The following is a 22,685-nucleotide window of genomic DNA, read 5'->3' as shown; positions in this document are numbered from 1 at the left end:
TTTTACATGAAAGAAAGGAGAGTATCATGATAACCCTTGAAATGGATAGTGAAGAAGCAAAATTATTGCTCAATGTCATCGAGACATACCATTCCCATCTGGAGGTAGAAATCGTGCACACTCACCGGAGGGAATTCCGTGAAGCGTTGAAGGAAAGGGAAAAACAACTGAAAACCGTTATAGAACGGCTGAAGAATCTGATTGACTGATAAATTCCGTGATGTGCAATTGGTTTTAAACCATTACGGTAAAACCTCTGTTACTGACTGCGTTTGCGTCGTACTGTAACGCTTTCACCGCCGATGCCCCAGTTGTCTGTTTCCACCTCATCAATAATCACGACCGTAGTCTGGGGATTTTTACCCAGCACATCAACGAGCAACCGGGTGACCCCTTCGATAAGTTCTGCCTTCTTTTCAGCAGTAACACCTTCCTTGGTAATCTTAATATTCACAAATGGCATATTTACCTCCTCAAGATGAAATAAACAATGACCTATAACCTTTCACATTTCACCTTTCATCTATAAATCTTCCATGAGCCTCTTTACTACTGCATAATCAGCTTCCGGGAAATCGTACTGGTTTAATTCGGATCGTCTGATCCATCGTATCTCGTCATGGTCATTCAAGCAAAATTCCCCGGAAACATAGTTTACCTTATATACTGCAAGATCAATTGTAGTCTGGCAATTGAGGGGATGCCGGGTTGAACAGATAAAGTCACCTATTTCTGACTCAATGCCAAATTCTTCCATCAGTTCTCTTTTCAAACATTCTTCGGGGGTTTCGTTATCCTCTAATTTTCCTCCGGGGAACTCCCATTTGCCACCTAAAAAGCTATTTTTCTTCCGCTTGGCAATCAAAATTCTGCTATCATTTTCAATAACACCGGCAATAACCGTTATATAATACTGGTTGTCCATTCTTGAAATAATGCTACCATATGTACACGCGTTGTGTGAATAATAATGCATTCACCCACGCTTGAAAGCGTGGTCCTCAACTATCTTTACGCTCTTGAAATGATAACCTTGAAATCTTCACCTTCTTCAACAGAATATTCAATATTCTTCTTGCTGTTCAGTAACCGCTTTATGTTTTCAACGGATGCCTGTGTATCGACGAGAACCTCCAAAGATTCAAAGGATGGGTTTTCAATCGCTTTTTTTGTTTCAAAAACAGGTTGCGGGCAGGAAAGACCCCTTAAATCGAGTGTTGTTCTGCTCATTTTCCATCCTCCTTATACAATTCTTTTTCTCATGAATAACCCTGTTGCCACACAGAACAGAAGACCCATTATAACGGCAAAGGGTGTCCACGGAGCAATGCCTGCCGGGGAAGCTGCAGTGCCGAAATTGTGGGCAAACCCTGCACCAACGATCATCCCGATCACAAAAACTCCCGCATCGATATCACCTTCACCGGACAGGAAAAGCTGTCTACCAGGACAACCTCCGGCAAGTGCATACGAAAGGCCCGCAAGGACCATACCAAGAAAATTCCAGAGATGGTTCGTATGGGCTATGGGCTGGCCGGTAAAACCCGGATGGAATTGCCCAAATACGAGGTTTGCCAAAAACGCAAAGACGAGGAGGCTGATTACGCCGCTGGCAAGATGGAAATCCCTCATGAGGATTACATCTCTGATCGACCCCATGGTGCAGAAGCGTGTCCTCTGGGCAAACACACCTATGAAAAATGCAATGGCAAAAGACGCAATAATGGGTGCATGCTGTGAACCAGGTCCCTTTTGGCTGAAGAAAGGAGCACCTGTGGGCGTTACCGGCTTGATGATTAAAAGGAGAAGAAGGGCAAACATCAGCATGGGCATCAAAAGACCCGCAAGCTTGTAAGCCGGATAATTCCTTCCAAGCGTAAAGCCATTCCTGATAAAAAGAATGCCTACATAAACACCAACTATAAGGCCGATAATCGCAGGAATGGCGTTCCAGTCACCGCCGGCAAGTCGGAGCAAAGCCCTCCATGGGCATCCGAGAAAGACAAGGGCGCCAAGCATGGCGAAAAACCCGAGAAAAAATCTCACGAGGGGAAGAGAGCCGCCCCTTGGCTTGAATTCTTTAAAGATAAGGCTCGCAACAAATGAGCCAAGGACAAACGCAATGATCTCCGACCTCAAATATTGAACAATCGCCGCCTTGTGAAAGCCAAGCGCCCCTGCAATATCCCTCTCAAAACAGGCCACGCATATGCCCATATTTGCCGGATTGCCGAGTTTCTGGAGAACAGCCGCAAAAATCCCTATAAAAACACCGCACAATATAATCTTCCAATGCCTTTTAAAAAATTCCATTAATGTTAACCTCCACAGAATATAGGCTAACTTTAATATTCATAATTGATATTTGTCAAATTGATATTAAGAATAACTTCAGGCTGATTTATAAGATTTTACTATTTTAAGATACCTGTCTGTCTTTTCCTTGGTTTTTCGAGTTTTACCCTGGTAATTCTTATTCCTTCTACTCCGACCACTATAAACCTGTATATGCCATGGTCAATCATCTCGCCTCCCCTGGCCATACCCTGCAACTGGTTGAGTACAAATCCGCCAAGCGTTTCATAATCCGGAGACTCGGGAATATCGATGTCAAGCCTGATATTCAGATCCCTGATTGAATAAGAGGCATCGATAATAATAGAGCCGTCCTTCAATCTTTCGATCCTGTCGTCCACGTCGGTTTCATCCATTATCTCCCCGAAAATCTCTTCCATAATGTCTTCAAGCGTCACAATGCCGGCGGTGGTTCCATATTCGTCCACCACAATGGCAAGGTGCTGGCGCCTTTTCTGCATCTCTTTGAGGAGAATGCTTATTTCCATTGTATCGGGTATGAAATAAGGTTTTTTGAGGATGTTCTCCAGGTAAATGGGATTCTTCAGCCATATCTGCTTAGCGATGTCCTTGTGATAGACAAGCCCGATAACACTATCAAGGCTCCCCTTGCAGACCGGATACCGGGAAAATTCGTTCTCAACAATATATTTCAATATCTCGTCCATGCCATCCTCGATATTGATACTGTAAATGTTCGGCCTGGGAACCATAATCTCTTTTACCGACCGGTCGGCAAATTCAAAAACGCCATGGATAAGCTTTTCCTCGGTCTCATCAAAAACGCCTTTCCGCCTGCCTTCTTCAAGCAATATCTTAATCTCGCCTTCACCGATATGTTCCTCACCCTTCTTAAGGGAAAGGCTTCTGACAACAAGCATTGTTGACAATGAGAGAAAATTTACAAACATGAAGAGGAATCTTGAAGTAAGCTGGAAGATCGGAACAATCCATAATGCCACCTTTTCTTTATAGTTCATACCGATATATTTGGGCACAAGCTCTCCGACAACAAGAAAGATATAGGTAAGGATTGCTACCACGATAACAAGGGAGATAGTATCGTCAAAAACACCGATATAAGGCATGGCATGTATTACAGGCTTCACATATTGTACCGCAAGGATACCGCCTATAGCGGAAGCAAGGGTACCAAAAAGCGTTATACCAATCTGCACTGCAGAAAGAAACCTTTCCGGATTCTCTTTCATTTCGAGCAAGGCTTCGGCCCTTTTTCCTTTCTTGTTTTTTATCATCTCTTTAATCTTGCTTTTCCGTGAAGAGATGATGGCAATCTCACCGGCAGAAAAAATACCGTTGAGAATTATGAGAACTGCTATAAGTAAAACTTCTAAAAAGGGTCTATCCACTGCAATCTCCTGAATTCAGAATACATGAGAATGTTTTAGCAGTTTTTGACAGAGAGTGTAAAGGCAGAAATGAAAGGTTTGTAAATTCGGACAACCGTATTCCATACCTTTAAGTAACTCATAATCGTATTGCCTGTAGAATGAAGGCTAAGCCTGAGAGGACTATATAGCCTTGCATAGTTACGTTGATTGTAGAGCGTCCCGGACTGCAAGGCTACCGTCCCACAGGGTATGCCGGGGGGGAGCCAGCAACTTGCCGGAGATAACAATACTCCCTCCCTTGGGTGCGCCACAATTATCCAATCTGACTCGGTTCTTTGCTTCCTGAAAGAGAATATCTGTACCATTTTTAGAAACACATATATTTCGACCCAATATTCGGTAATCTATTAAGTGTTTTTAAGTTGAAATCAAAATAGAATTGAAGGACAATGAATATATGGGTTGGGAGTCAACGAAACATGAATGGGAAAGCAATCTAAGGTTTAGAATTTTCGCATTTTTCTGCGGTACTGCGCCGATGGTGAGTACCTGTCTGATCAAAACAACGGGAGTTCTTATAGCCCCTGCAGTCTATCTGATTTTCCTTGCATTGGTAATCCTGCCTGCGTATATGCTTCTAAAACCGGCAAAAAAATTGGATCAACAACCATAGCGGCAATGCAGCAGGGGATGATTATCAATTTTTATCCGCGTTCTTTCGCTTATTGAGTGGGAATTGTTCTTGAGATGACGAAAACATTAAAATGAAGATAGCAATTGTCTTTCATAAAAACCCCTTGGCGCCGCCGGCAAGCATCGATCTGATCCGCCTTCGTGCCATATCAAAGGGATTGATACATAAAGGCATGGAAACGGAAATCCTTGCCCCTGTTGAAGAAGATGGATTCATTGATGGAGTTGTGCCTGTATGCCATTTAAGCTCCCTAAAATCAGGCCGTTATGACCTCGTGAAAACCTGCTATCATTTTTCTATTGATCTGATTGACGGTTATGAAGGACCGGTAGTTTCCAGGATTGTGCGGGTTGTAGACGACCTGTTACCTGAACGGGATGAGTCAATGAGGGAACAACTCCTGAGATGCCAGGCCCTTATCAGGGAACGGGCCTCCTGTGTTATCGTGAACAATGCTGAAAACGGAGAGAGGTGGCATGCCCTGTATGGCCCAGCCTCCCCTGTCGTGTGTGTCCCTACCGGGTGCCCTTCTGTGATCCCGCTGCCGGGGAAAAACCCTTTCAGTCCTCATGAAAAGGTTATCCTCTTTCTCGGAAGCCTTGCAGCACCGCGCATGATCCCTGTAATCAATGAAATCTCCCGGCGTTTCGAGGGGGTGGCAAAGATTCACTTCATCGGCTCAGACAAGTCATGCCTATACTCCGGAAAGGAACAGCATGCGCTCAGTCCTCTGGTGGTGCAGCACGGATCATTATCTGAAGACGAGATATGGAATTATGTCTTTCATGCCCGCATGGGCCTTGCCATCGCCACAGGCCCTTATCCTTTCGACAACGATATGTCGAAAATATTCAGTTATCTCAGGGGCGGCCTCCCGGTGCTTTCCGAAGAGCCCATTGTTAATAATACACTCATTCGTGAGACCGGCCTCGGTTTGACCTTTAAATACGATGATATGGAAGACCTGACAGAAAAGGCCCGGTCGCTCCTTCAACACCCGCCGTCAGACAAAAGGGAAGCAGTAATGGCCTTTATGGCACATAAACACTCATGGGAGCAGAGGGTAGATACATATGTGAAACTGTTCCATGCATTGACAGAAAAGATGCCTGTCCCCGATGAACTGCTTCTGTGAAGCCCCGGCTATCAAAGGGGCTCGCGTTGCCCCCTCACCCGGCAAAACCGTGTGAGCCTCCCCCTCTCGCTCGCCGTGCGAGCTGAATAGTAGATTACTGCCCCTGAGATTTATTTTTCTCCCCGGCCAACCTCACGGAAAATTGTCTGCAAAGGTTTATTCCGATTTGGGGATGGAGATTCATAATCTCATAAAAGGCATGACGGTTGAAGACAAGGGCCTCCAGAAAGTCCGATGCCACCACATAGGTTTCACCTGCAGGGAGATGGCTAAAAAGGTAGAGTTCACCCATAACGTCCCCGTCTGTCAACGTACCCATAAGCTGTTGCCTATCGGTCCCGTAATGGGTAAAGACGTGTACCTGGCCATCCGTGATAATATAGAGCGACAGGACCTCCTTCCCTTCACCGATAAGGATATCCCCTGCTTTATAAAATTTCTGTGTTGCGATAGAGGCAATGGCCTTATATCCCTTAATGGTGATGCCCTTAAAAAGGGCCTCCTTTTTCAAAATGTCCATATCATAAATAATTTCAGGCATCTTTGCGTCTCCTTTCATGCACCGTTGTACTGCATAGGCAGCAGCCTGCCTCACCCCTTCATCCCGATCATCGAGAAGCCATTCTGCAACAGGGTAAAAACTCATATTGGGCATATGTTCACCTACGGCATACGCCACGAGCATCCTTGTGACAGGGTCATCGCTTCTTGTTAACCCGGAAAAGATATAGGCAATATCGTTTGTTTGTAAGAGAGGTAGAACCTGTCTCCCACGCTCTATCTTTTCGGCAAAAGGTATCTCATCGATGAGGGGGATGAGATACCTTGCCGTCTCCCTGTCGATGGATGTCTCCACCATCTCCACAGCAGCAGAAGCCTTGCCGGTGCGGAGGGACTCATACATCAATCTCATATCGTCATAGCGTACCCAAAGGGCATAAAAGACAGCGCCCATGATCTCTTCATTCTGTTCATAAAGGTGGGTCTTCAGCATATCGTAGCTATGTGAGCCGGGATGACGCGAAAGAGCTTCCGCTGCAATCAAATTGTTGTATGCTGTTGTTAATACCTTGAACATAAAAGGCGTTACATTAAAATCCTTCATGCCTGAACATCTCATGGCCTCAATGATACCCAGTTGAATCCTTATAGGGCTGTCCAGTAAAGCTGTTTCGAGAAATGGCCTGGCACCTTCGCCATAGGCGGCAATGGATTCGACAGCCCTTTCCCTGACTACCTCCTTGTCATCGAGGCTCTGAATCAAGCGGTTAATGGCCCGCGGGTCACGATGGCCGCCGAAGAAAACCACCGCCTCAGCCCGTACAAGGTCGTCTTTGCTGTTCAATTGTTTCAGCGCTATTTCGGGCGTGATATCCTCATGACATACCATCTCCCTGCGGCCTTTGTGCTGCCCGGTGGCAATACTGCAGGCCTGGAAAACCATAGGCGTTACATCCTGTTCCATGGCAATCTCTGATTCGATACGGTCGAAATCGATACCTCCGTCCATGAGCACCTGTTTAAGCCCCTCTTTGTATCGTCTTTTGAAAAGAACGGTCTCGAAAATCCAATACAGAGCAATTACGGCTGCAACAGGGGCCAACCCTTTTGCACTTACCACATGCTTCAGTACAACCATGATAAGGGCGCCTATAATGACAGCTGCCTTTATTACGGTTCCCCTTACAAATACACGGCTCCATGCTGCGACAGTCTCAGGCACCACATTAAAGAGGACTTTGTTGGCAGGTCCGGCAATGGCCCTCTGGATGAATATGGTGGAAAACTGGCCATATGCTGCCGTAAATATATTGAAAAAGGGAGTCAGCGCAGTAAAAACACAAACAAAATTTAACGGCTGAATCATTGATGCGTTGGGCAGCCCCATTCTTGTATAGGCACGACCCATTACAAAAAGGAGAATGAAACTTATCAGCGTTGTACCCCCCCTGAATACACTGAGGAAGGTCAGCAGAGAGTGCTCTGAGGTAAAGCTGTGCTGGGCAATAACGCTGAACTGATATGTAAAGACAGGCAGCAGGATATTCGGAATAAGGCCCGATATAATCAGATAGCGTATAATGGGATACTGCCTCATGATAGACAAGATTTCCGCCGGGCCTTTACTTAACGTCTTTTCTTCTGTTTTTTCAGGGGCAAGGGAACCGACCATCCTTCCAGCCGAAAAGGCCATCGCCGATGCGATAGCAAAGTAACCTGCCGAGGTGATAATAAGGAGAGGCTCATATCCGGCGTATGAAGCAAGGGGCGCCACGATAAAACTCCCCAGCGTGGTTCCCAGCACCTGTCCCGCCATAATGAGGGGGAAAATGCGTTTTCCCTGACGGGCATCAAAGAGATCGCATGCCATGTTCCAGAGGTATACCAAAAAAAACGAGTCCTGGAGGTTCAGGATTTGAAAAAGTACCGGATAGGCGATTATACTCCCCCCCTGAATCATAAAAAAGAGGATTGTTATCGCAAGGGCGCATAGTATAAGAAAACCGCTCAGGAGTCTATGATCGGGGAATTTCATATTGAGACGATTCATAAATCCGAAAACAACGATGGTCACGACACCGTTAATGAGCAGCATGAGCGGAATAGAGCCGGCGCCATAGCGTTTGAGAAATGTGGTATCCACATAGCTACGGAAAATGGCCATGATAAAGAAGATGCCGAAAAAGATAGCGCCTATCCAGAGGAATTTTCTAATTTCCTGATCATATATGTTAAGCGTTTTTGAAAGAAAACGTTTCATACCGTAGGCTTACCTGATAACCCCTGATTAATTGTTTGACATATATAAATCTCTTTTATAGACTGCATTAAACGGAGCTATTTTGTCAAACCGTATTCACCGCATCCTCATTTACACACATAATTCTATAGGCCTTGGTCACACCTTCAGGGTCCTGGCGATTATTACTGGCATAAAAAAATGGCGGCCCGATATTGATTTTCTTGTCGTGTCGGGCACATCGGTGCCTCATATCCTGTTGAGACAAGGTATTGAAGTCATCAAGCTCCCGAGTGTAAAAAAAGTGATAACTGGCGAAGGCGGTTCTTTATCTCCCCGGTATCTCCATGAGACAAGCCTTGATGATATCCTTGAATACCGAAAAAGGGCTATTGCTGGCTCATTTGATTTCTTCAGGCCTGACGCACTGATGATCGAGCACTATATAGCCGGGTTGTCAGGCGAAGTCACCCCTCTTCTTGCCAGAAAAAAGGCCTGCAAAGGGACACCGGACGAATTCCCCCTGGTCAACATATCACGGGGCATTTTGGGTGGTACTCCAGGATCGCATGAAGGCCGATTCCAGTTCCCGCTGACCGATTATGTATCATTGTATGACTTCATATATGTCTTCGATGACAAAACCACCATAGACGTAAACAGGGAGTTCCTCGGCAATGATCCCCTCATTGAATCGAGAATCCGGTATGTGGGGAAAATAACCGATAAACATCTCGATGAATTGCCTGATCCGCAGGAGGTTCTCAAGCGATTCCGTCTGCCGGACAAACCCATCATTCTCATGAACCTCTCCCGCCACGGCGATGTCGGCGCTTTGAGCCGGTGCCTCATGTCCGCATTTCATCGAACAGGGCTGAGCCGGCGCTTCCAGATCATCATAATCATAGACCCGTACCTTGACCAGAACATTTTTAAAGGTTCACAGAACGACCCCCTATTTGAGGATGTCCGGTTCCTGCCATTCTTTTACCCCCTCATAGACCTCATCCATGTATCAAAACTGGTCGTATGCCGTGCAGGCTACAATATTATCAATGAGATCCTCCTGACCGATTCGAGGGCGCTCATCATACCGGAACACCATCCCAGCGGCGAGCAGGAGCGCCGTGCATGTCTCATCCCCCGGGATAACGTCATTGTGATGGCTGAAAAGGATATACTTGCCTCTCCCCCTGACCATATCCTTTTGGACCTTCTCAACCGGAACACGGTTCCCCTCCATTTCAGCTTTGACAAATACCGAATCGGCAAAGGCATCATTACCGACCTTGAAAACTGGTCAAGTATGCGTCCGTTCTGATTATTCCATTCGACTGCGCATTGCCCTGTTACCGGGGCTCACGTCGCCCCCTCCACCAGCAAAGCTGTCGGAGCCTCCCCTTCTCGCCCACGGTGTGGGCTATTGAGATTCCCACGGGCCATGCAACGCAAACAAAGACCTTGCCCATGAGAATCTGTTTTTTTGCACTACCGTCTCCTCAATACGGGATGACAGCTTCCTGAAACGCTCAGGGGATATATTGACGCAGAAGCAGTTTTCAGGGCTCTGGTGGCAGTAGAGGGACGGGTCATAGTCGGGGGTGATCATGCCCTTGCCCCGACAAAGTTCGAAAGCCTCCGTGCCAGGATAAGGGGTAAATATGCTGTATATGATCTTTTCACATTCAATCTCTTCGATGACCTTCGCAGTATCTTTGAGGGACGCCTCTGTCTCCTGAGGGAATCCGGCCATAAAAAAGGTTTGCAGGTTTATGCCGTGGTTCCTGATGATATTGCATGCTACAAGCGCCTCCTCGATAGTAAAGCCTTTTCTAACTTCTTTCAGGATTTCGTTATTCCCCGACTCAATACCGAGCTGGATCATGAAGCACCCCGCTTCTTTCATAATGGATATGTTTTTGTCATTCACGAGCCGAACATGAATTTCACAACTCCAACTGATCCCTGGGCATGAAGACTTGATTGCCCGGCAAAGGGTCTGGAGATATGGTGTTGTAACCCCGAAGGTGTCATCACCAAAATGGATGTCTTTGATGCCGATGTTTTGCAGATTCAGTATCTCTTCAACCACATTGCGGGGTGAACGGAACCGTACGCCTTTCCCCCATACGTTTCTGGACCCGCAGAAAAGGCAACAGTAAGGGCATCCCCGTGTAGCAAAAACATTGCTGAAAGCGGATAACGGGTAGATTTCGTAATCTTTTAAGACGTGAGGGGCATATTGATAGGGAAAGGGAAGCGCGTCGAGGTTTTCTACGGGTCTTCCCGGCAGGGTTGCCATAAGCTCTTCCCCCTTTCTATACACAATCCCTCCGATACGGTCAGGGCTCTTATGCCTTTCGAGGGCATCCAGTAATGCAACGATCGTCTCTTCTCCCTCACCGACAACAAACATATCAATATCCCGGCAAAAAACCTCGCCGCCCGCATCTGTCCTGTCGACTCGACCCCCTTTCATGCCTGTCGTGTCAAATGCCTTTGAGAATACGGCAGAAGGGTGAGGACCACCGACAACGACAATGATCTCGGGATTGATCGCTTTTGCAATACCTGCGACCCGGAGGACAGACGCAAAGGTGGATGATTTTGCTGAGATGCCCACAACAGCCGGTGCATATCCGGAGATGACATCCCGAATCCCCTGCCATATCCGGTGCGATACATCACAGAGGGTCCTGCGGTAGCGCGCAAAGCCCGCACCCTTAAAATACGTCACTTCAAAGGGGTCGCTGGCCGGTGTAAAATCAGCGTTATAGGCCATGATATCCCAATCCGTCCCTGCTTTTACGGATGACGCAAGATACCCGAGAGAAAGGGGGTACCTGACCAGCCCGTAAGTCTCTTTAAAAAGCCGGTAAAAGGGGGGTTCGATGAGAAGGATTTTATGGTTTTTCAACTATCAGTCCCTGGCCGGTCGTTCCGTCAGCATGTATCCAATCCACTTCTTTATCGTCACCGCTATTCAGTATGTATATCGTTTCATGGGACTGATGGACATTCAGGATGCACAACGGGTCCATCTCGAGCCACAGTTTCAGGAAGACACGGTTTATCCCCGCGTGACCTACGACAATGGCTACATCATAACCCTCCATCATTTTTATCTTCCGTACGACTTCGGCCACCCGGAGTTCTCCGTTCGCATAGCCCTCACCCTCAGGAGGGGACGCCGTCCATGCTGCACGGATAAAGGGCCGATCCGGCGCTACTACGCTCCTGAGTTGTCCTTCCCATTGTCCACAGGAAAGCTCGGCCATCCCTGCCATCACCTCTATCTGCCATCCGGTTTTGTCGGCATATATCCGCGCACTCTCAAGGGCACGGCCAAGGGAAGAGGCTACGATGAGGCCTCTAAACACACGGGCATCTTTCGGCAATAGTCCGGACCCATCTCCGACAAAAGAAAGGCTTCCGGAATATGACATAAGCCTCTCCATAACAATATGAGCCAGTTTCGTGGTGGTCTTAATGCCTTTGTCAGTTAGAGGATAGTCCTTTCGTCCAAGGATAAGTCCCTGGCTGTTTCCAGCGGTTTCACCGTGCCGCGCAAGAAACACCTTTATCATGTTTTACTCCTCATCTTTTATGACCCTTTTCCCCGGCAAGTTATGATATAGTTATATCACTTGCATTATAACAGTACTACACTTTTGCCGCCTATGTCGATAACACGATATAAAAAGCAGACGAGGATCACATGAAAGATCCGGGATTGCCTTCCGACACATTTCTTTGTGACACAATCACCAGGAGGGCGTTGCTCTTTGAGGGGTACGGACATGCCGCATCGATCGGTCAGATCCGCGTAACCCTTCTATGCCCCATGCGGGATTTTTCGTCATTCAACCAGCTATCTCTTACCGCAACCAACCTTACGGAAACGGTCCTGTATGCAGAAATGAGATTGTTCCACGGGTCCGGCAAAACAGATGTGATCGATGAGCCCGTTTCACTAAGCGGTGGGCGGGAATGCCTGCCACCCGGGAAAACAGTGGAATTAGCATTCCCCCGGGAGTCATTCGGCACATATGGAAAACCGGATGACTGGAAAGACATCACCCGCATAGAAATCACATGCAAACATGAGAAAACAGACGTTTCAACGGGATTGATCGCAGTGGGCATAGGCGCCCTCTATGGCGAAGACCGGCTGTTCCCGGCAGGCCCGAGGCTGACAAATGGAGGTCTCAAGGCGATGCTGAGCCATTGCGCGTCTGCAAGGGCCCTCTCTCTCCCGCAAGAAAGGGGCCCAGGGGAAGATGCGGACAATCCTTACGGGCAGGCATATGCGTCATTGCTTTCTATCCCCCCTTACCATCCCTACCCTCAGGAGGGCGCTGACGAAATCCTCAAGGGTCACATCATGGGCCAACAACTTCCATGGCCCTTACAGTGGGACAAAAACCCGTCCTGCATTCTGGAATGGTCGCACTTTCTCCACCGGCATCACTTCTTAAGGGAAGTGATGAAGGCCTTTCTGGAGAAAAAAGACCGGCATTATAGTGCATTTCTGGATCAGATAATCCACGACTGGATCATCGCGCATCCCGTGCCTGTGGGATCAAACGGCGGCGCTGGACCATCCTGGGAAACCCTGTCTGCTGCATGGCGTCTCAGGGAATGGCTCTGGATAAAAGGGATAGCATGGCCTCATGAATCCTTCAGGCGTGAAACGAAAGAACTGATGCTCCGTTCCTTCTGGGAACATGCCCGCCACCTCATGGATCACAAAGGCCATCCTAATAACTGGATCATCGTGGAATCAACGGCATTAGCCCTTGCCGGGATATGCCTCCCCGAATTAACGGAAGCCGCCAAGTGGTTCGAGGAGGGGGTAAGTCGTCTTGAAAGTGAATTCCACAGACAATTTATGGCGGATGGGGTTCATTTTGAACTGTCACCGCTTTATCACGCCATCTGCCTCCATGCATTATTGGAAGTGAAAAGGGCAGCATCCGTCAAACATGTACCTCTCCCCGCAGTATTTGAGGCCCCCCTGGAAAGGGCAGCCGGATACCTCGCTTCTCTATGCCGCCCTGACTTCACCTGGCCTTCTTTGAATGATTCAGGGAACATAACCGGTGACTATAGAGTCCTCATGAGGCTTGCAGGAGAACTCTTTAACCGTCCCGATTTTATATGGATCGGCACAAAAGGCCGGAGAGGCACTTCGCCTGCCGCTGCTGTACACATATACCCCGATGCCGGTATTGGCGTTATGCGGTCGGGTTACAACAAAGACTCACATTTCCTTGTATTCAGGGCAGGTCCTCCGGGAATGACACACATACATGAAGATGTCCTCTCTCTCGATGTAACAGTGCATGGAACCCTTTGTCTTGCGGACCCGGGCATCACAACCTACGCGCCTACGCCCCTTACCGGTTATTACCGCTCAGCCGTTGCCCATAATATGATCCTCATCGATGGGAAAGGCCCCGAGAGGTCACAGTTAGCTTTTCAGGAAAGAGTACGATCAGCGAGGGAAGGCTTTGGATTTCACCATGAAACGCTTGGTATAAATGATCTGCCGCTTAAATTACTTTCTCGGAAGAAAGGGTTGGAATGCTCGATTGATACGTTAACGGGAATCTGCAATGATTATCTCGACGAAAGAGGCACAAGGATTGCCGTAACAAGAACGGTCTCCTTTCCGGCCCATAAGTACTGGATCATTCAGGATTCAGTCCGAGCGTCATTTAGCGAGCACTGCGAGCGCGAGAGAATGGCCGGGGTACCCGCTTGTTGCGGGTCGCGCTTGCTGGCGGAGGGGGCGACGCGAGCCCCTTTAATAGCAGGGCATGGGAATCACACCGTCACCGTGTGCTGGCAGTTTTCTCCCGGGCAAACTAACATTGACTCTTGTACATACATAATCCGCAAAGCGACATCGGAAGGCAGGGGCGTTGCCCTGATCCCCGTCTTGAGGAACTATAAACCGGATGTCGTCCGTTCGGAAGGCAATACTGATCCATTATGCGGATGGGTCTCTGTAAATGGTGGAGATATTTTGGCAAGTCATTTTACCTTTTCCTTCGTATACCCCCTACCTCTCACGCTTACATGGGTACTCTATCCCCTCCCGGATATCCATTCCCACATCCCTCCCCATTTTCTCACATCTATTCATTCGAAAATATGCGGAAGAAATTATCCATGATGAAATTTACCGTCTCTTTGTTGACGTGGAACGGCTCCCTTCCCTCGGTAAATAACGATTTGCCGAGGATTGCCCTGTATGTAACGGCCATCTCAAAGGCAGGAAAATAGAATACGTTCTCGTGGCGGGAGACAAATTCGTCTACAGCAGCCCTCAGGGTAGCCTTGGAATTCCAGCTTGCGCTGATGACGTCGAGGTCTTTCCTGAATGTTGCCCAGAGATGTACCGGTGAGACCGTCACAATCAGTTTGCACCGGGGATTATGGGCCTTCATAAGTTCATATATGCGCTCCATGTTGTCAAGGTTTTCATGATAGCGACTCACCCTGAAGTGGTACCGGCTCATATCACCGCCCTCGTTCACATAGGGACCGGAAGGAAGGCAGATCACAGACCCGTCAATCCTGTCTTCCCATATCTCGGTGAGACCGAAGGTCAGAATGAGTACCTCTGCACGTTCAAGGGCTGTGCGCGATGCCAGGCAATGTCTTTCGAAGTCCGCCTCCGCCTCCGCCATCGATTTGTAAAGGATAATCCTTCGGTAGGGGTCCTGGATGATGCCGGACACTGGCGCCTTCCACCAGCGAACATGAGGCCTCCAGTCGTCAAAGGTATACTCGAATATCTGTCGCATGGAAAAGGAGTTGTACGTTCGTTCCCATGCGGCGCTGGCGTGTTTCGAGGCAGGATGACCAACCTCTTCCCTGATGTATGAATAATCTCTGTCAATGAGCACATCCTTTATCTCCCTGGCAAAGCATGAACCCATAGAGGCGATGGGCGTTTTCAGGTCAATCTTTAATCCTGAAACGTCCGGAAAGGGATAGACCTCTCCAGAGGCAGGAGGGTTATCATATGACCCCGGCCACACCTGCCAGGGTTCGAAATGGAATTTGGGATGAACATCAGATCGGGGCATAATGCATTTCACCTGTCATTCATTATTATTACCCCATAACGCTTCTTTTGTAAAGAAATCGCCCTACGAGTCGGCAACAACCAGGATGTTTCCTGAGTCTTTCTGACTTACACCCAACAATATACCTGTGATTATTCAAAGAAATGTTAAATTCACCCCGGACGGAACCATTTCGGTCGAGAACGCTGGAGCCTGGTTGGTTGGCCTCCATAAGTCAGGAAGCTCCAACAATAACATGGTTGACTAAGTGACAATGTCTTTGATACTATAAAACCCATACATGCTTCGAAGAAAAGGCAACATTACGAAAACATGCATTGTAACACCTGAGTATCCGCCTGACCAATGGGGTGGGCTTGCGCGGACAGTGAAAAACGTTTCCCGGCATATCCGGGACATGGGGATAGAGGTTCATGTTGCCCATTTTACAGTCACGGATGAACCGATGATTCTCCTTGATGAAAACAGGAGGAATGAACTTATTGACGGGATCATGGTTCACCGGATGAACATCGGCAAAGAAGAGTTTTACGGCAGACCACTTACGATGTGGGATTCTCCTTATACACGGACCTTCAAAATGATGTATCAGTCCCTCGAACTTCTCCATGACGATCAGTGCTTTGATTGTTTCCACAGTTTTTTTCTCTATCCCGCGGGGTATATTACGGGTCTTATTGCCCGCAAAACAGGGAAACCTTCCATTGTCACCATTGTTGGCAATGACGTAAAAAAGTATATATTCAGCCCTGAAAAGACCGCAATGTGTAAAAGCGGCCTGGAGAATGCCGACAGGGTTGTGGTGTTAAGCCGGGACCTTCTTGACACAGCAGACGCTCTCTCATCGATTAAAGGGAAGGCACAGATCATCTACAACTCCGTTTCCATACCTACTGTGCCATGGACTCCTCAAAGTGTTAAAAATAATACCTTTCACATCGGCTGTGCCGGCATATTCAAGTACGCAAAGGGGCTGCCCTACCTCTTTAAGGCAATAGCAGAATTAAGAAAGCAGCATGATGTAACATTGGAACTGACGGGAACGATCAGGGATTCGGAACGGAAGACCTGCGAAGACATGATCAAAGGAACCGGCATTCAGGACATCCTCACATTTCACCCTGCTGTTTCCCATGAAAAGGTGACTGACTGGCTTTTGAGCCTTGATGCCTTTGTCCTCCCTTCTGTGTCGGAAGGGTGTCCCAATATCCTCATGGAGGCAATGGCCTGTGGACTTCCCTGTGTTGCCACCCGTGTGGGGGCAGTGGAAAACCTCATGGAAGACGGGATATCGGGTTTCATTGTGCCCTGGGGCAGCGCTAACACCATTGCCGATGCCCTTGAGCGGATCATCACGCTGTCTGATGGCGGCCTGGCACTGGGTATTGCCGCAAGAGAGCGTATGACAAATTTTTCCCCTGAACGGGAAAGGTGGGAATGGGAACAGGTATACAGGCAGTTTATGGGATTTAATAAATAAGCCTCACAGAGGTCTGTATTTTTGCTGCAGGCAGACCGGAATGACAAATGGACTTCCTGCAGATCATCATATCCGCGTATGAAAAGAAAAAGATACCCCGAAGACCACTGGATACGTTCTGAGCATATCGAGAAGGCCCTGCAGGCGTATATGGATCAGCAGAGCAAGGCCTACAGCAGAATAAAAAATATGTTTATCAGTGCATTGCTGGGAGACCTGAAGGGGAAAAGATTCCTTGATTATGGCTGTGGTGCGGGTATGTTTCTTGTCTATGCCGCCAGGTTGGGCGCTACCCGTATCGTAGGGGTGGACGCTGAAGAAACAGTTTTATCAACAGCCCGTTATCTCACGGAAAAAGAGGGGGTCCAGGATAAATGCGAGTTTATTGTGAGCGAAAGATGGCCTGCTTTTCAACCTGGCGCCTCTTTCGATGTTATCCTGTTAAAAGACGTAGTCGAACACGTTGAAGACGATCAGGCTCTTCTCGATGCAGCCGCGCAAAACCTTGCACCCGAAGGGGTCTTGACGGTAAGCACCCAGAATGCCTTTTCCCTTAATTATTTAATAGAAGGAATGTATCATCGCGTTGTGCGGCGTCAAAAGGACTGGTATGGATGGGATGCAACACATCTCCGTTTCTATACCCCCCGGAGCCTTAAAAAGAAACTTCTAAAGGCAGGGCTAAGGCCTGTTGCCTGGCGCTCGTTGTACATCATTCCCCATAAATTCCCTGCATCGCCATCCTCTGGCAGACAGTTTTACCGCTTGGAATCCTTGGCCCTCATCGATAAAATCCTGGGACGTATCTTTCCCTGGAACCGTCTCGGGTGGAACATCATCGTCAAGGCAGTCAAAGAGACAAAATAGTAACGATCTCTATCAAGGGCATAATCCACCATCATTATTCGGTTAAGTTTTTCATAAAATCAGCGTGTCGGGATGGTCAGGACAGGCATCCCCTGTTTCCCTTCTGTTTCCAGCATCGAAAAGACGAACATGAGGAAGGAGAACATGGACTTTGACGGAAGGTCCTTATTATCGATCCAAAACCACGTACGGTCATAGAGGACAGCCATGTACGCGTCGCCGGGTAATTGCGGGGAATTGTAGATCTTAATGGATTGAGCTGCCAGTGGGTCCCTGTCATCTGCAATCTTAAGGTTGGGGTATGCCCGCTTTTCTGCTATGTCGGTCTCAGGAGCCTCTATAGAGGAGGCAAGATCGGTGAGGACCTGGACCATCGAACGGCTCAGAATAGCTATCTCTTTGTTGTTCCTGGGGGACTGTCCATACACAACCCTGTACTCCTGGGTCTGAGGATCAAGACCAAGTATCTTTTTTACCTCGGCGCCATCGGCCTTGATCTCTTTACTGGACTTCTCGCTGAAGGTGAGGAACGCGGATTCTCCCTCGCTGGATTTTTCTATCTTGAGCGCCATGGCACCGGATTGTTGCATGCGCCGCATCCTCTCCAACAACGGATATAGGTCAGGGTCGGCTGGATTCCCCGTTGCGCCCATGCCGAAGCGGTTCTTAACGCTATTTGCCGACTGAACCAGAAGACGAAAGACAATGTCTGCCGGGTACCCGGATTGGACAAGCGCAAGAACGACGGAAGGGGAAATGGGGGTCATCATGCTGCGAACGAACTTCTCCCCTACCATGGGACTGTATGTTATCGTTGGACGAGTGGCGGAGTATAGTTCTCCACCTATGTAGGTACTCGTTGTAAATGGAAATGTCCACCCTGTATTTGCGGTTCCTTTGCCGGACACCTCATATGAAGTGACCACGGAGTCGATGTTGAGAAAGATGGGGGTATCTCCGTAACGCACTCTCACGATATTGATAAGCATCTGGCTCTTCCAGGAATCGGATATTGCAGTATTGTAGTCGAGTCGGTCACGACGGATCGTTGAAGGCCCGTATGCGACACACCCCGAGACCAGCAGCATCACGATATAGAATGTGATCACTTTCATACACGTTAGCTTCACGATTATGTCCTCCTGCAAACTTTAGTAGAGCATAACAACCATTTATTGATTCGGTATGGACATATTTACCACCTAAACGACCCGTAAAGCAACAAATTCGTCGGTCCTGCGTTCATAGGCATGAAACCTCGTGGGGACGTGTAGCGACCGTGGTAAATCCGCTGCCTCATGAAGCATGACCTATCACGTATGGCCATATAATACAGTAGATCACCAATTATGAAATACTGAGATTTATTGATTGCCACTTGCTATCGAGTTTTTAGAACCTACGCCCAATATACAAGACTTTAAGTGGTAATCGTTTTTTTTGCTGTAATAGAATTGAACGTCTATCCTACAAGCTGAAAAGTTTTTCATAAAACCATGATAACCAAAAGTGATTGATATCCTGGATTTTTAGTAACTATAATGTGTTCTATATTGATATAGAAACCGGCATTTGAATCCTCAACCAATAAACCAAGAGGACACAATGGACTGATGACCTAACCCCCGTTTCTCGAAAGAGAGCAGGATTTTGTGCTTTAGAGCGGTGTCGGGAATAAATGTTATTATTGAAATTGCTATTCCATGTTTTGTTCGTGTCCAAACTGTAGACAAATTGTGTATATTCCTAAAATTATGATAACTTTTTGCTTTGACTGATATGATTTAAATCAATGTAGATGGATGATTTTCTTCTGTCCTTGGCTGGAACACGATGCGGTCACGTCTTTGCCGCAAGCAATAGTATTAAACTGCCAGGCTACACGAAAGGCATACTAATTGCATATATATTTGCATATATTTGTTTATAATGAAGCATGTTTGATAGAGATTGGATGGACGGTTGTAGTAGATAAAAGAGCATAGGACTCCAAGAGTGACATAACAACAGACCGCTAAGTAATTTCAGAAGATGGAGATAACGATATGGAAAAGATGATTTTAGGTATCTCGGGTGCATCAGGAGTAATATATGGTATCAGGTTATTACAGGTTTTAAATGAGATCAACATAGAAAGCCACCTTATTGTATCCAAATCAGCAATAAAGAATATTGCTATTGAAACTAAATACACTTTAGATGAACTGTATTCAATGGCTTCCGTTGTCTACGATGTTGATGATGTCGGTGCTGCTATAGCAAGTGGTTCCTTTGGGGCTAACGGGATGATTATTGCACCATGCTCGATAAAATCGCTCTCAGCTATCGCTAATTCGTATAATGACAATCTAATTATCAGAGCGGCAGACGTAATACTGAAGGAGCGGAGGAGGCTTGTGCTCCTGGTAAGAGAGACCCCATTACATGAAGGACATCTTGAATTAATGATGAAGGTTTCAAGAATAGGCGGCATCATAATGCCTCCCGTTCCTGCTTTTTACCATTTACCCCAAACCATAAACGATTTGATAGACCAGACAGTCGGGAAGGTTCTTGACCTTTTTTCTATAGACGCCCATTTATTTAAAAGGTGGGGAACTGAAGAGAGCCCAAAAGAGAAGAGGAGAATAAGTATCTTATAAATAAATGGCAGAATATATTTGCGATCTAAAAGTGGCATAGCATGAATGCCCATATCCCGCAACTATGGAGAACTACATGGAGATGTTGATACTTGTTGATAAGGATGATGAAGAAATACATTATAAAGAAAAAGAAGAGTGTCACCTTATTCCGGTAAAACTTCATCGTGCATTCTCGATATTTATTATTAATATGAAGCATCAAATGCTCATCCATAAAAGGCAAAATTCAAAAAAAATATGGCCTGGTTTCTGGACAAATGCATGTTGTTCACACCCGAGAAAAGATGAGAACCTTGAAAAAGCCACGAAGAGGCGTCTTCAAGAGGAATTAGGATTTACGTGTGACGTAAAACCTCTTTTCAAATTCCATTATAAAGAAAATTATGACGACAAATATGGAGAAAATGAAATTGATCATATTTTTTTTGGAATTTATGATGGAGATATTAAGCCGAATAACGATGAAATTGAAGAACATAAGTTTGTGCCCATAGATGAACTTATGGAAGATGTAAGGAAACACCAGGGAAAATATACGCCATGGTTTAAGAAAGCGTTACCAGAGGTACTCAATTATCTGGCGCGGTAACCCTTATATACTATTTTGAGAATGTGAGCAGGACCTATTTTACTGGCACTATGCAGATGGATATTTCTATCACACCCACAGATAAGGAACTGGAAAATCGGAAAAAGAGAAAAAAGACACAAGAAGCCGAATCATTTGTTTAGGCAATATTATATCTTTTTATCTTTTCATATAAAGCAGACCTTGTCATATGTAAAAATATTGCAGCCTGTCTTTTGTTGCCTTTTGTTTTTTCTAAAGCAGAAACGATGAGTTTTTTTTCTTTATCTGCTACCTCTTTCTTTATGTTTTTTATACTATTGTTTGAGTTATTATTAATTGGCCTTACAGAATTGGAAATTAATTCAAAAGGAAGATGCTCTTCATCGATTTTGTCACTTTTCCATGCTTTCAGCATGGCCAGTTCTAAAATATTTATTAATTCTCTTACGTTACCTGGCCAGTTATATTTCAGGGAAGCGTCTATAGCCTTTTCTGACATCTTTTTGGGTTTTATATTAAACGATAAGCTTATTTTTCTTAAGAAGTGGTCAAGGTAGACAGGAATATCTTCAACTCTTTCTTGAAGAGAAGGAAGATTAATAATAGTTTTTGCCACCCTGTAATAAAGGTCTTCGCGAAACCTTCCTTCTTTTACAAGAATTTTCAGGTCTTTATTTGTAGCAGCAATTAATCTAAAGCTTATTTTTTTTACTTTAGTACTTCCCAATCTTTCAATTTCTCTTTCCTCCAATACTCTGAGCAGTTTCGCTTGAACGGAGAGCGGTAGCGAGGAAATCTCATCCAGAAAGATTGTCCCATTATTCGCAACCTCAAATTTGCCAATTTTTCCTGATGATAATGCCCCAGAAAACGCTCCTTTTTCATAGCCAAAGAGTTCCGATTCTGCAAGTTCGAAGGGGATGGCCGGGCAGTTAATTTTTACAAATGGTTTTTCCCCGTGGGTAAAGTCATGGATGCTATGTGCAAACAACTCTTTACCGGTTCCACTTTCCCCAACAATCAATACATCTGTATTCACAAGAGAAATTCTCTTTGCAATTTCAATGGTATCTTTTATTAAAGAACTAATACCAAGGATATTGTTAAAAGTATATAATGCGCTATATTCGCCCTGTTGTTTCTCCTCAAAATAGCTCACCTTTCTTCTTAACCTATTCATTTCGCTATTTATTCTATCCACCACCTCCAGTGAATAAAATGTCAATCTCGCAAGAGCGCCTATTATTTTTTCCTCTTTAATGATTGGATATACAGTTCCAATTCCCTTCTTGTCTTTTACTTCAAATATTCTTCCTACTATGGGTATGCCGTTTTCCAGGGTTATTGGTATGCTTGAGTGGGGGAAAAGCTCTCGGATATCTGTCCCTCTTGCATCGCCCTGTGAAAGTCCGAAAAACTTTTCTGAACCCCTGTCCATAAATTCGATCCTGGCATTTCTATCTGTTACAATGAGAGTTTCATATGGATTTCTGAAAATAAATTTTAAAGCACATGCAATAACTGGTGTATGTCCATATTTGCCTAATATATCCAACAAAATTTTTTTCTCTTCCATATAATACCTCTCAATTCACTTAATGTGTCCTACAATACAGACATGTATATTTTAACAGACAGTTATGTAATCTTCAATTTTAAAATTCATACGTGGTTTGCATATTGCTTACAATGAAACACAGCTGCTGCATTATCTAACCACCTGATTCTGTTACAATTATTTTATTA

The 22,685-nt window shown here is 46.1% G+C and carries 19 protein-coding genes; 8 read left to right on the top strand and 11 right to left on the bottom strand.

All coding sequences use genetic code 11. The features are described 5' to 3' along the window. The first annotated feature begins 26 nt into the window (after positions 1-26). A complete protein-coding gene (locus NTX75_08295) occupies positions 27-209 on the top strand; it encodes a hypothetical protein (protein MCX5816226.1) in 183 nt (60 codons plus the stop codon). 50 nt (positions 210-259) lie between these two features. Here the strand turns inward: NTX75_08295 and NTX75_08290 are convergent, their stop codons facing one another. The 5 genes from NTX75_08290 to NTX75_08270 all read right to left on the bottom strand — a co-directional run bounded on the left by NTX75_08290 (position 260) and on the right by NTX75_08270 (position 3,725). Then, positions 260-463 (bottom strand): 4-oxalocrotonate tautomerase family protein, encoded by a 204-nt coding sequence (locus tag NTX75_08290; GenBank protein MCX5816225.1) that lies wholly within the window; start codon positions 461-463, stop codon positions 260-262. A 60-nt stretch (positions 464-523) separates the two neighbouring features. Next, positions 524-925: a (deoxy)nucleoside triphosphate pyrophosphohydrolase gene (locus tag NTX75_08285; GenBank protein ID MCX5816224.1), complete on the bottom strand. Its 402-nt coding sequence runs from the start codon at positions 923-925 to the stop codon at positions 524-526. Positions 926-1,011: 86 nt separating this feature from the next. Then, positions 1,012-1,230, bottom strand: coding sequence for a sulfurtransferase TusA family protein (locus tag NTX75_08280; protein ID MCX5816223.1), 219 nt, complete (start codon positions 1,228-1,230; stop codon positions 1,012-1,014). A 12-nt stretch (positions 1,231-1,242) separates the two neighbouring features. Next, positions 1,243-2,313: a YedE family putative selenium transporter gene (gene yedE, locus NTX75_08275; protein ID MCX5816222.1), complete on the bottom strand. Its 1,071-nt coding sequence runs from the start codon at positions 2,311-2,313 to the stop codon at positions 1,243-1,245. Positions 2,314-2,414: 101 nt separating this feature from the next. After that, positions 2,415-3,725, bottom strand: a complete 1,311-nt coding sequence (locus tag NTX75_08270) for a hemolysin family protein (GenBank protein ID MCX5816221.1) — start codon at positions 3,723-3,725, stop codon at positions 2,415-2,417. Positions 3,726-4,471: 746 nt separating this feature from the next. Here NTX75_08270 and NTX75_08265 point away from each other — a divergent pair. Then, positions 4,472-5,536, top strand: coding sequence for a hypothetical protein (locus tag NTX75_08265; GenBank protein ID MCX5816220.1), 1,065 nt, complete (start codon positions 4,472-4,474; stop codon positions 5,534-5,536). Between the two features lie 94 nt (positions 5,537-5,630). Here the strand turns inward: NTX75_08265 and NTX75_08260 are convergent, their stop codons facing one another. After that, a complete protein-coding gene (locus NTX75_08260) occupies positions 5,631-8,297 on the bottom strand; it encodes a HEAT repeat domain-containing protein (GenBank protein ID MCX5816219.1) in 2,667 nt (888 codons plus the stop codon). Between the two features lie 82 nt (positions 8,298-8,379). Between NTX75_08260 and NTX75_08255 the strand changes: the two genes are divergently transcribed. Then, positions 8,380-9,597, top strand: a complete 1,218-nt coding sequence (locus NTX75_08255; GenBank protein MCX5816218.1) for a glycosyltransferase — start codon at positions 8,380-8,382, stop codon at positions 9,595-9,597. A gap of 99 nt (positions 9,598-9,696) precedes the next feature. On the opposite strand, the gene NTX75_08250 is transcribed toward NTX75_08255, so the two are convergent. Then, a complete protein-coding gene (locus tag NTX75_08250) occupies positions 9,697-11,193 on the bottom strand; it encodes a radical SAM protein (GenBank protein MCX5816217.1) in 1,497 nt (498 codons plus the stop codon). Further along, positions 11,180-11,863, bottom strand: a complete 684-nt coding sequence (locus tag NTX75_08245; protein MCX5816216.1) for a phosphoglycerate mutase family protein — start codon at positions 11,861-11,863, stop codon at positions 11,180-11,182. The genes NTX75_08250 and NTX75_08245 overlap by 14 nt, the downstream gene beginning before the upstream one ends. 131 nt (positions 11,864-11,994) lie before the next feature. Here NTX75_08245 and NTX75_08240 point away from each other — a divergent pair, with 131 nt between their 5' ends. Further along, entirely contained in the window at positions 11,995-14,457 is a 2,463-nt protein-coding gene (locus tag NTX75_08240; protein MCX5816215.1) for a heparinase II/III family protein, read from the top strand. Here NTX75_08240 and NTX75_08235 read toward each other — a convergent pair. After that, positions 14,420-15,376 (bottom strand): GSCFA domain-containing protein, encoded by a 957-nt coding sequence (locus NTX75_08235; protein ID MCX5816214.1) that lies wholly within the window; start codon positions 15,374-15,376, stop codon positions 14,420-14,422. The genes NTX75_08240 and NTX75_08235 overlap by 38 nt on opposite strands. 280 nt (positions 15,377-15,656) lie before the next feature. Here NTX75_08235 and NTX75_08230 point away from each other — a divergent pair, with 280 nt between their 5' ends. Continuing rightward, entirely contained in the window at positions 15,657-16,856 is a 1,200-nt protein-coding gene (locus NTX75_08230) for a glycosyltransferase (protein ID MCX5816213.1), read from the top strand. 78 nt (positions 16,857-16,934) lie between these two features. Further along, positions 16,935-17,723, top strand: coding sequence for a methyltransferase domain-containing protein (locus tag NTX75_08225; protein MCX5816212.1), 789 nt, complete (start codon positions 16,935-16,937; stop codon positions 17,721-17,723). Between the two features lie 59 nt (positions 17,724-17,782). On the opposite strand, the gene NTX75_08220 is transcribed toward NTX75_08225, so the two are convergent. Beyond that, positions 17,783-18,853, bottom strand: coding sequence for a hypothetical protein (locus NTX75_08220; protein ID MCX5816211.1), 1,071 nt, complete (start codon positions 18,851-18,853; stop codon positions 17,783-17,785). A 915-nt stretch (positions 18,854-19,768) separates the two neighbouring features. Between NTX75_08220 and NTX75_08215 the strand changes: the two genes are divergently transcribed. Both NTX75_08215 and idi read left to right on the top strand, forming a co-directional pair. Beyond that, positions 19,769-20,365 carry a UbiX family flavin prenyltransferase gene (locus NTX75_08215; protein MCX5816210.1) on the top strand — a complete coding sequence of 199 codons (597 nt, stop codon included), beginning with the start codon at positions 19,769-19,771 and terminating at the stop codon, positions 20,363-20,365. 76 nt (positions 20,366-20,441) lie between these two features. Beyond that, on the top strand, positions 20,442-20,957 hold the full coding sequence (idi, locus tag NTX75_08210; GenBank protein MCX5816209.1) for an isopentenyl-diphosphate Delta-isomerase: 516 nt from the start codon (positions 20,442-20,444) through the stop codon (positions 20,955-20,957). A gap of 139 nt (positions 20,958-21,096) precedes the next feature. On the opposite strand, the gene NTX75_08205 is transcribed toward idi, so the two are convergent. Beyond that, positions 21,097-22,515: a sigma 54-interacting transcriptional regulator gene (locus NTX75_08205; GenBank protein MCX5816208.1), complete on the bottom strand. Its 1,419-nt coding sequence runs from the start codon at positions 22,513-22,515 to the stop codon at positions 21,097-21,099. Between the last annotated feature and the right edge of the window lie 170 nt (positions 22,516-22,685).

Source organism: Pseudomonadota bacterium (assembly GCA_026388315.1).
Classification (GTDB): Bacteria; Desulfobacterota; Syntrophorhabdia; order Syntrophorhabdales; family Syntrophorhabdaceae; genus MWEV01.
This window is presented reverse-complemented; position numbering and strand designations above follow the sequence as displayed.

Excerpts from the sequence above, each read along its gene's own strand:
- NTX75_08285 (MCX5816224.1), bottom strand. The coding sequence starts at position 925 with ATGGACAACCAGTATTATATAACGGTTATTGCCGGTGTTATTGAAAAT.
- NTX75_08295 (MCX5816226.1), top strand. The coding sequence starts at position 27 with ATGATAACCCTTGAAATGGATAGTGAAGAAGCAAAATTATTGCTCAAT.
- NTX75_08265 (MCX5816220.1), top strand. The coding sequence starts at position 4,472 with ATGAAGATAGCAATTGTCTTTCATAAAAACCCCTTGGCGCCGCCGGCA.
- NTX75_08235 (MCX5816214.1), bottom strand. The coding sequence starts at position 15,376 with ATGCCCCGATCTGATGTTCATCCCAAATTCCATTTCGAACCCTGGCAG.
- NTX75_08245 (MCX5816216.1), bottom strand. The coding sequence starts at position 11,863 with ATGATAAAGGTGTTTCTTGCGCGGCACGGTGAAACCGCTGGAAACAGC.
- NTX75_08230 (MCX5816213.1), top strand. The coding sequence starts at position 15,657 with ATGCTTCGAAGAAAAGGCAACATTACGAAAACATGCATTGTAACACCT.
- NTX75_08280 (MCX5816223.1), bottom strand. The coding sequence starts at position 1,230 with ATGAGCAGAACAACACTCGATTTAAGGGGTCTTTCCTGCCCGCAACCT.
- NTX75_08260 (MCX5816219.1), bottom strand. The coding sequence starts at position 8,297 with ATGAAACGTTTTCTTTCAAAAACGCTTAACATATATGATCAGGAAATT.
- NTX75_08225 (MCX5816212.1), top strand. The coding sequence starts at position 16,935 with ATGAAAAGAAAAAGATACCCCGAAGACCACTGGATACGTTCTGAGCAT.
- yedE (MCX5816222.1), bottom strand. The coding sequence starts at position 2,313 with ATGGAATTTTTTAAAAGGCATTGGAAGATTATATTGTGCGGTGTTTTT.
- NTX75_08240 (MCX5816215.1), top strand. The coding sequence starts at position 11,995 with ATGAAAGATCCGGGATTGCCTTCCGACACATTTCTTTGTGACACAATC.
- NTX75_08205 (MCX5816208.1), bottom strand. The coding sequence starts at position 22,515 with ATGGAAGAGAAAAAAATTTTGTTGGATATATTAGGCAAATATGGACAT.
- NTX75_08290 (MCX5816225.1), bottom strand. The coding sequence starts at position 463 with ATGCCATTTGTGAATATTAAGATTACCAAGGAAGGTGTTACTGCTGAA.
- idi (MCX5816209.1), top strand. The coding sequence starts at position 20,442 with ATGGAGATGTTGATACTTGTTGATAAGGATGATGAAGAAATACATTAT.
- NTX75_08215 (MCX5816210.1), top strand. The coding sequence starts at position 19,769 with ATGGAAAAGATGATTTTAGGTATCTCGGGTGCATCAGGAGTAATATAT.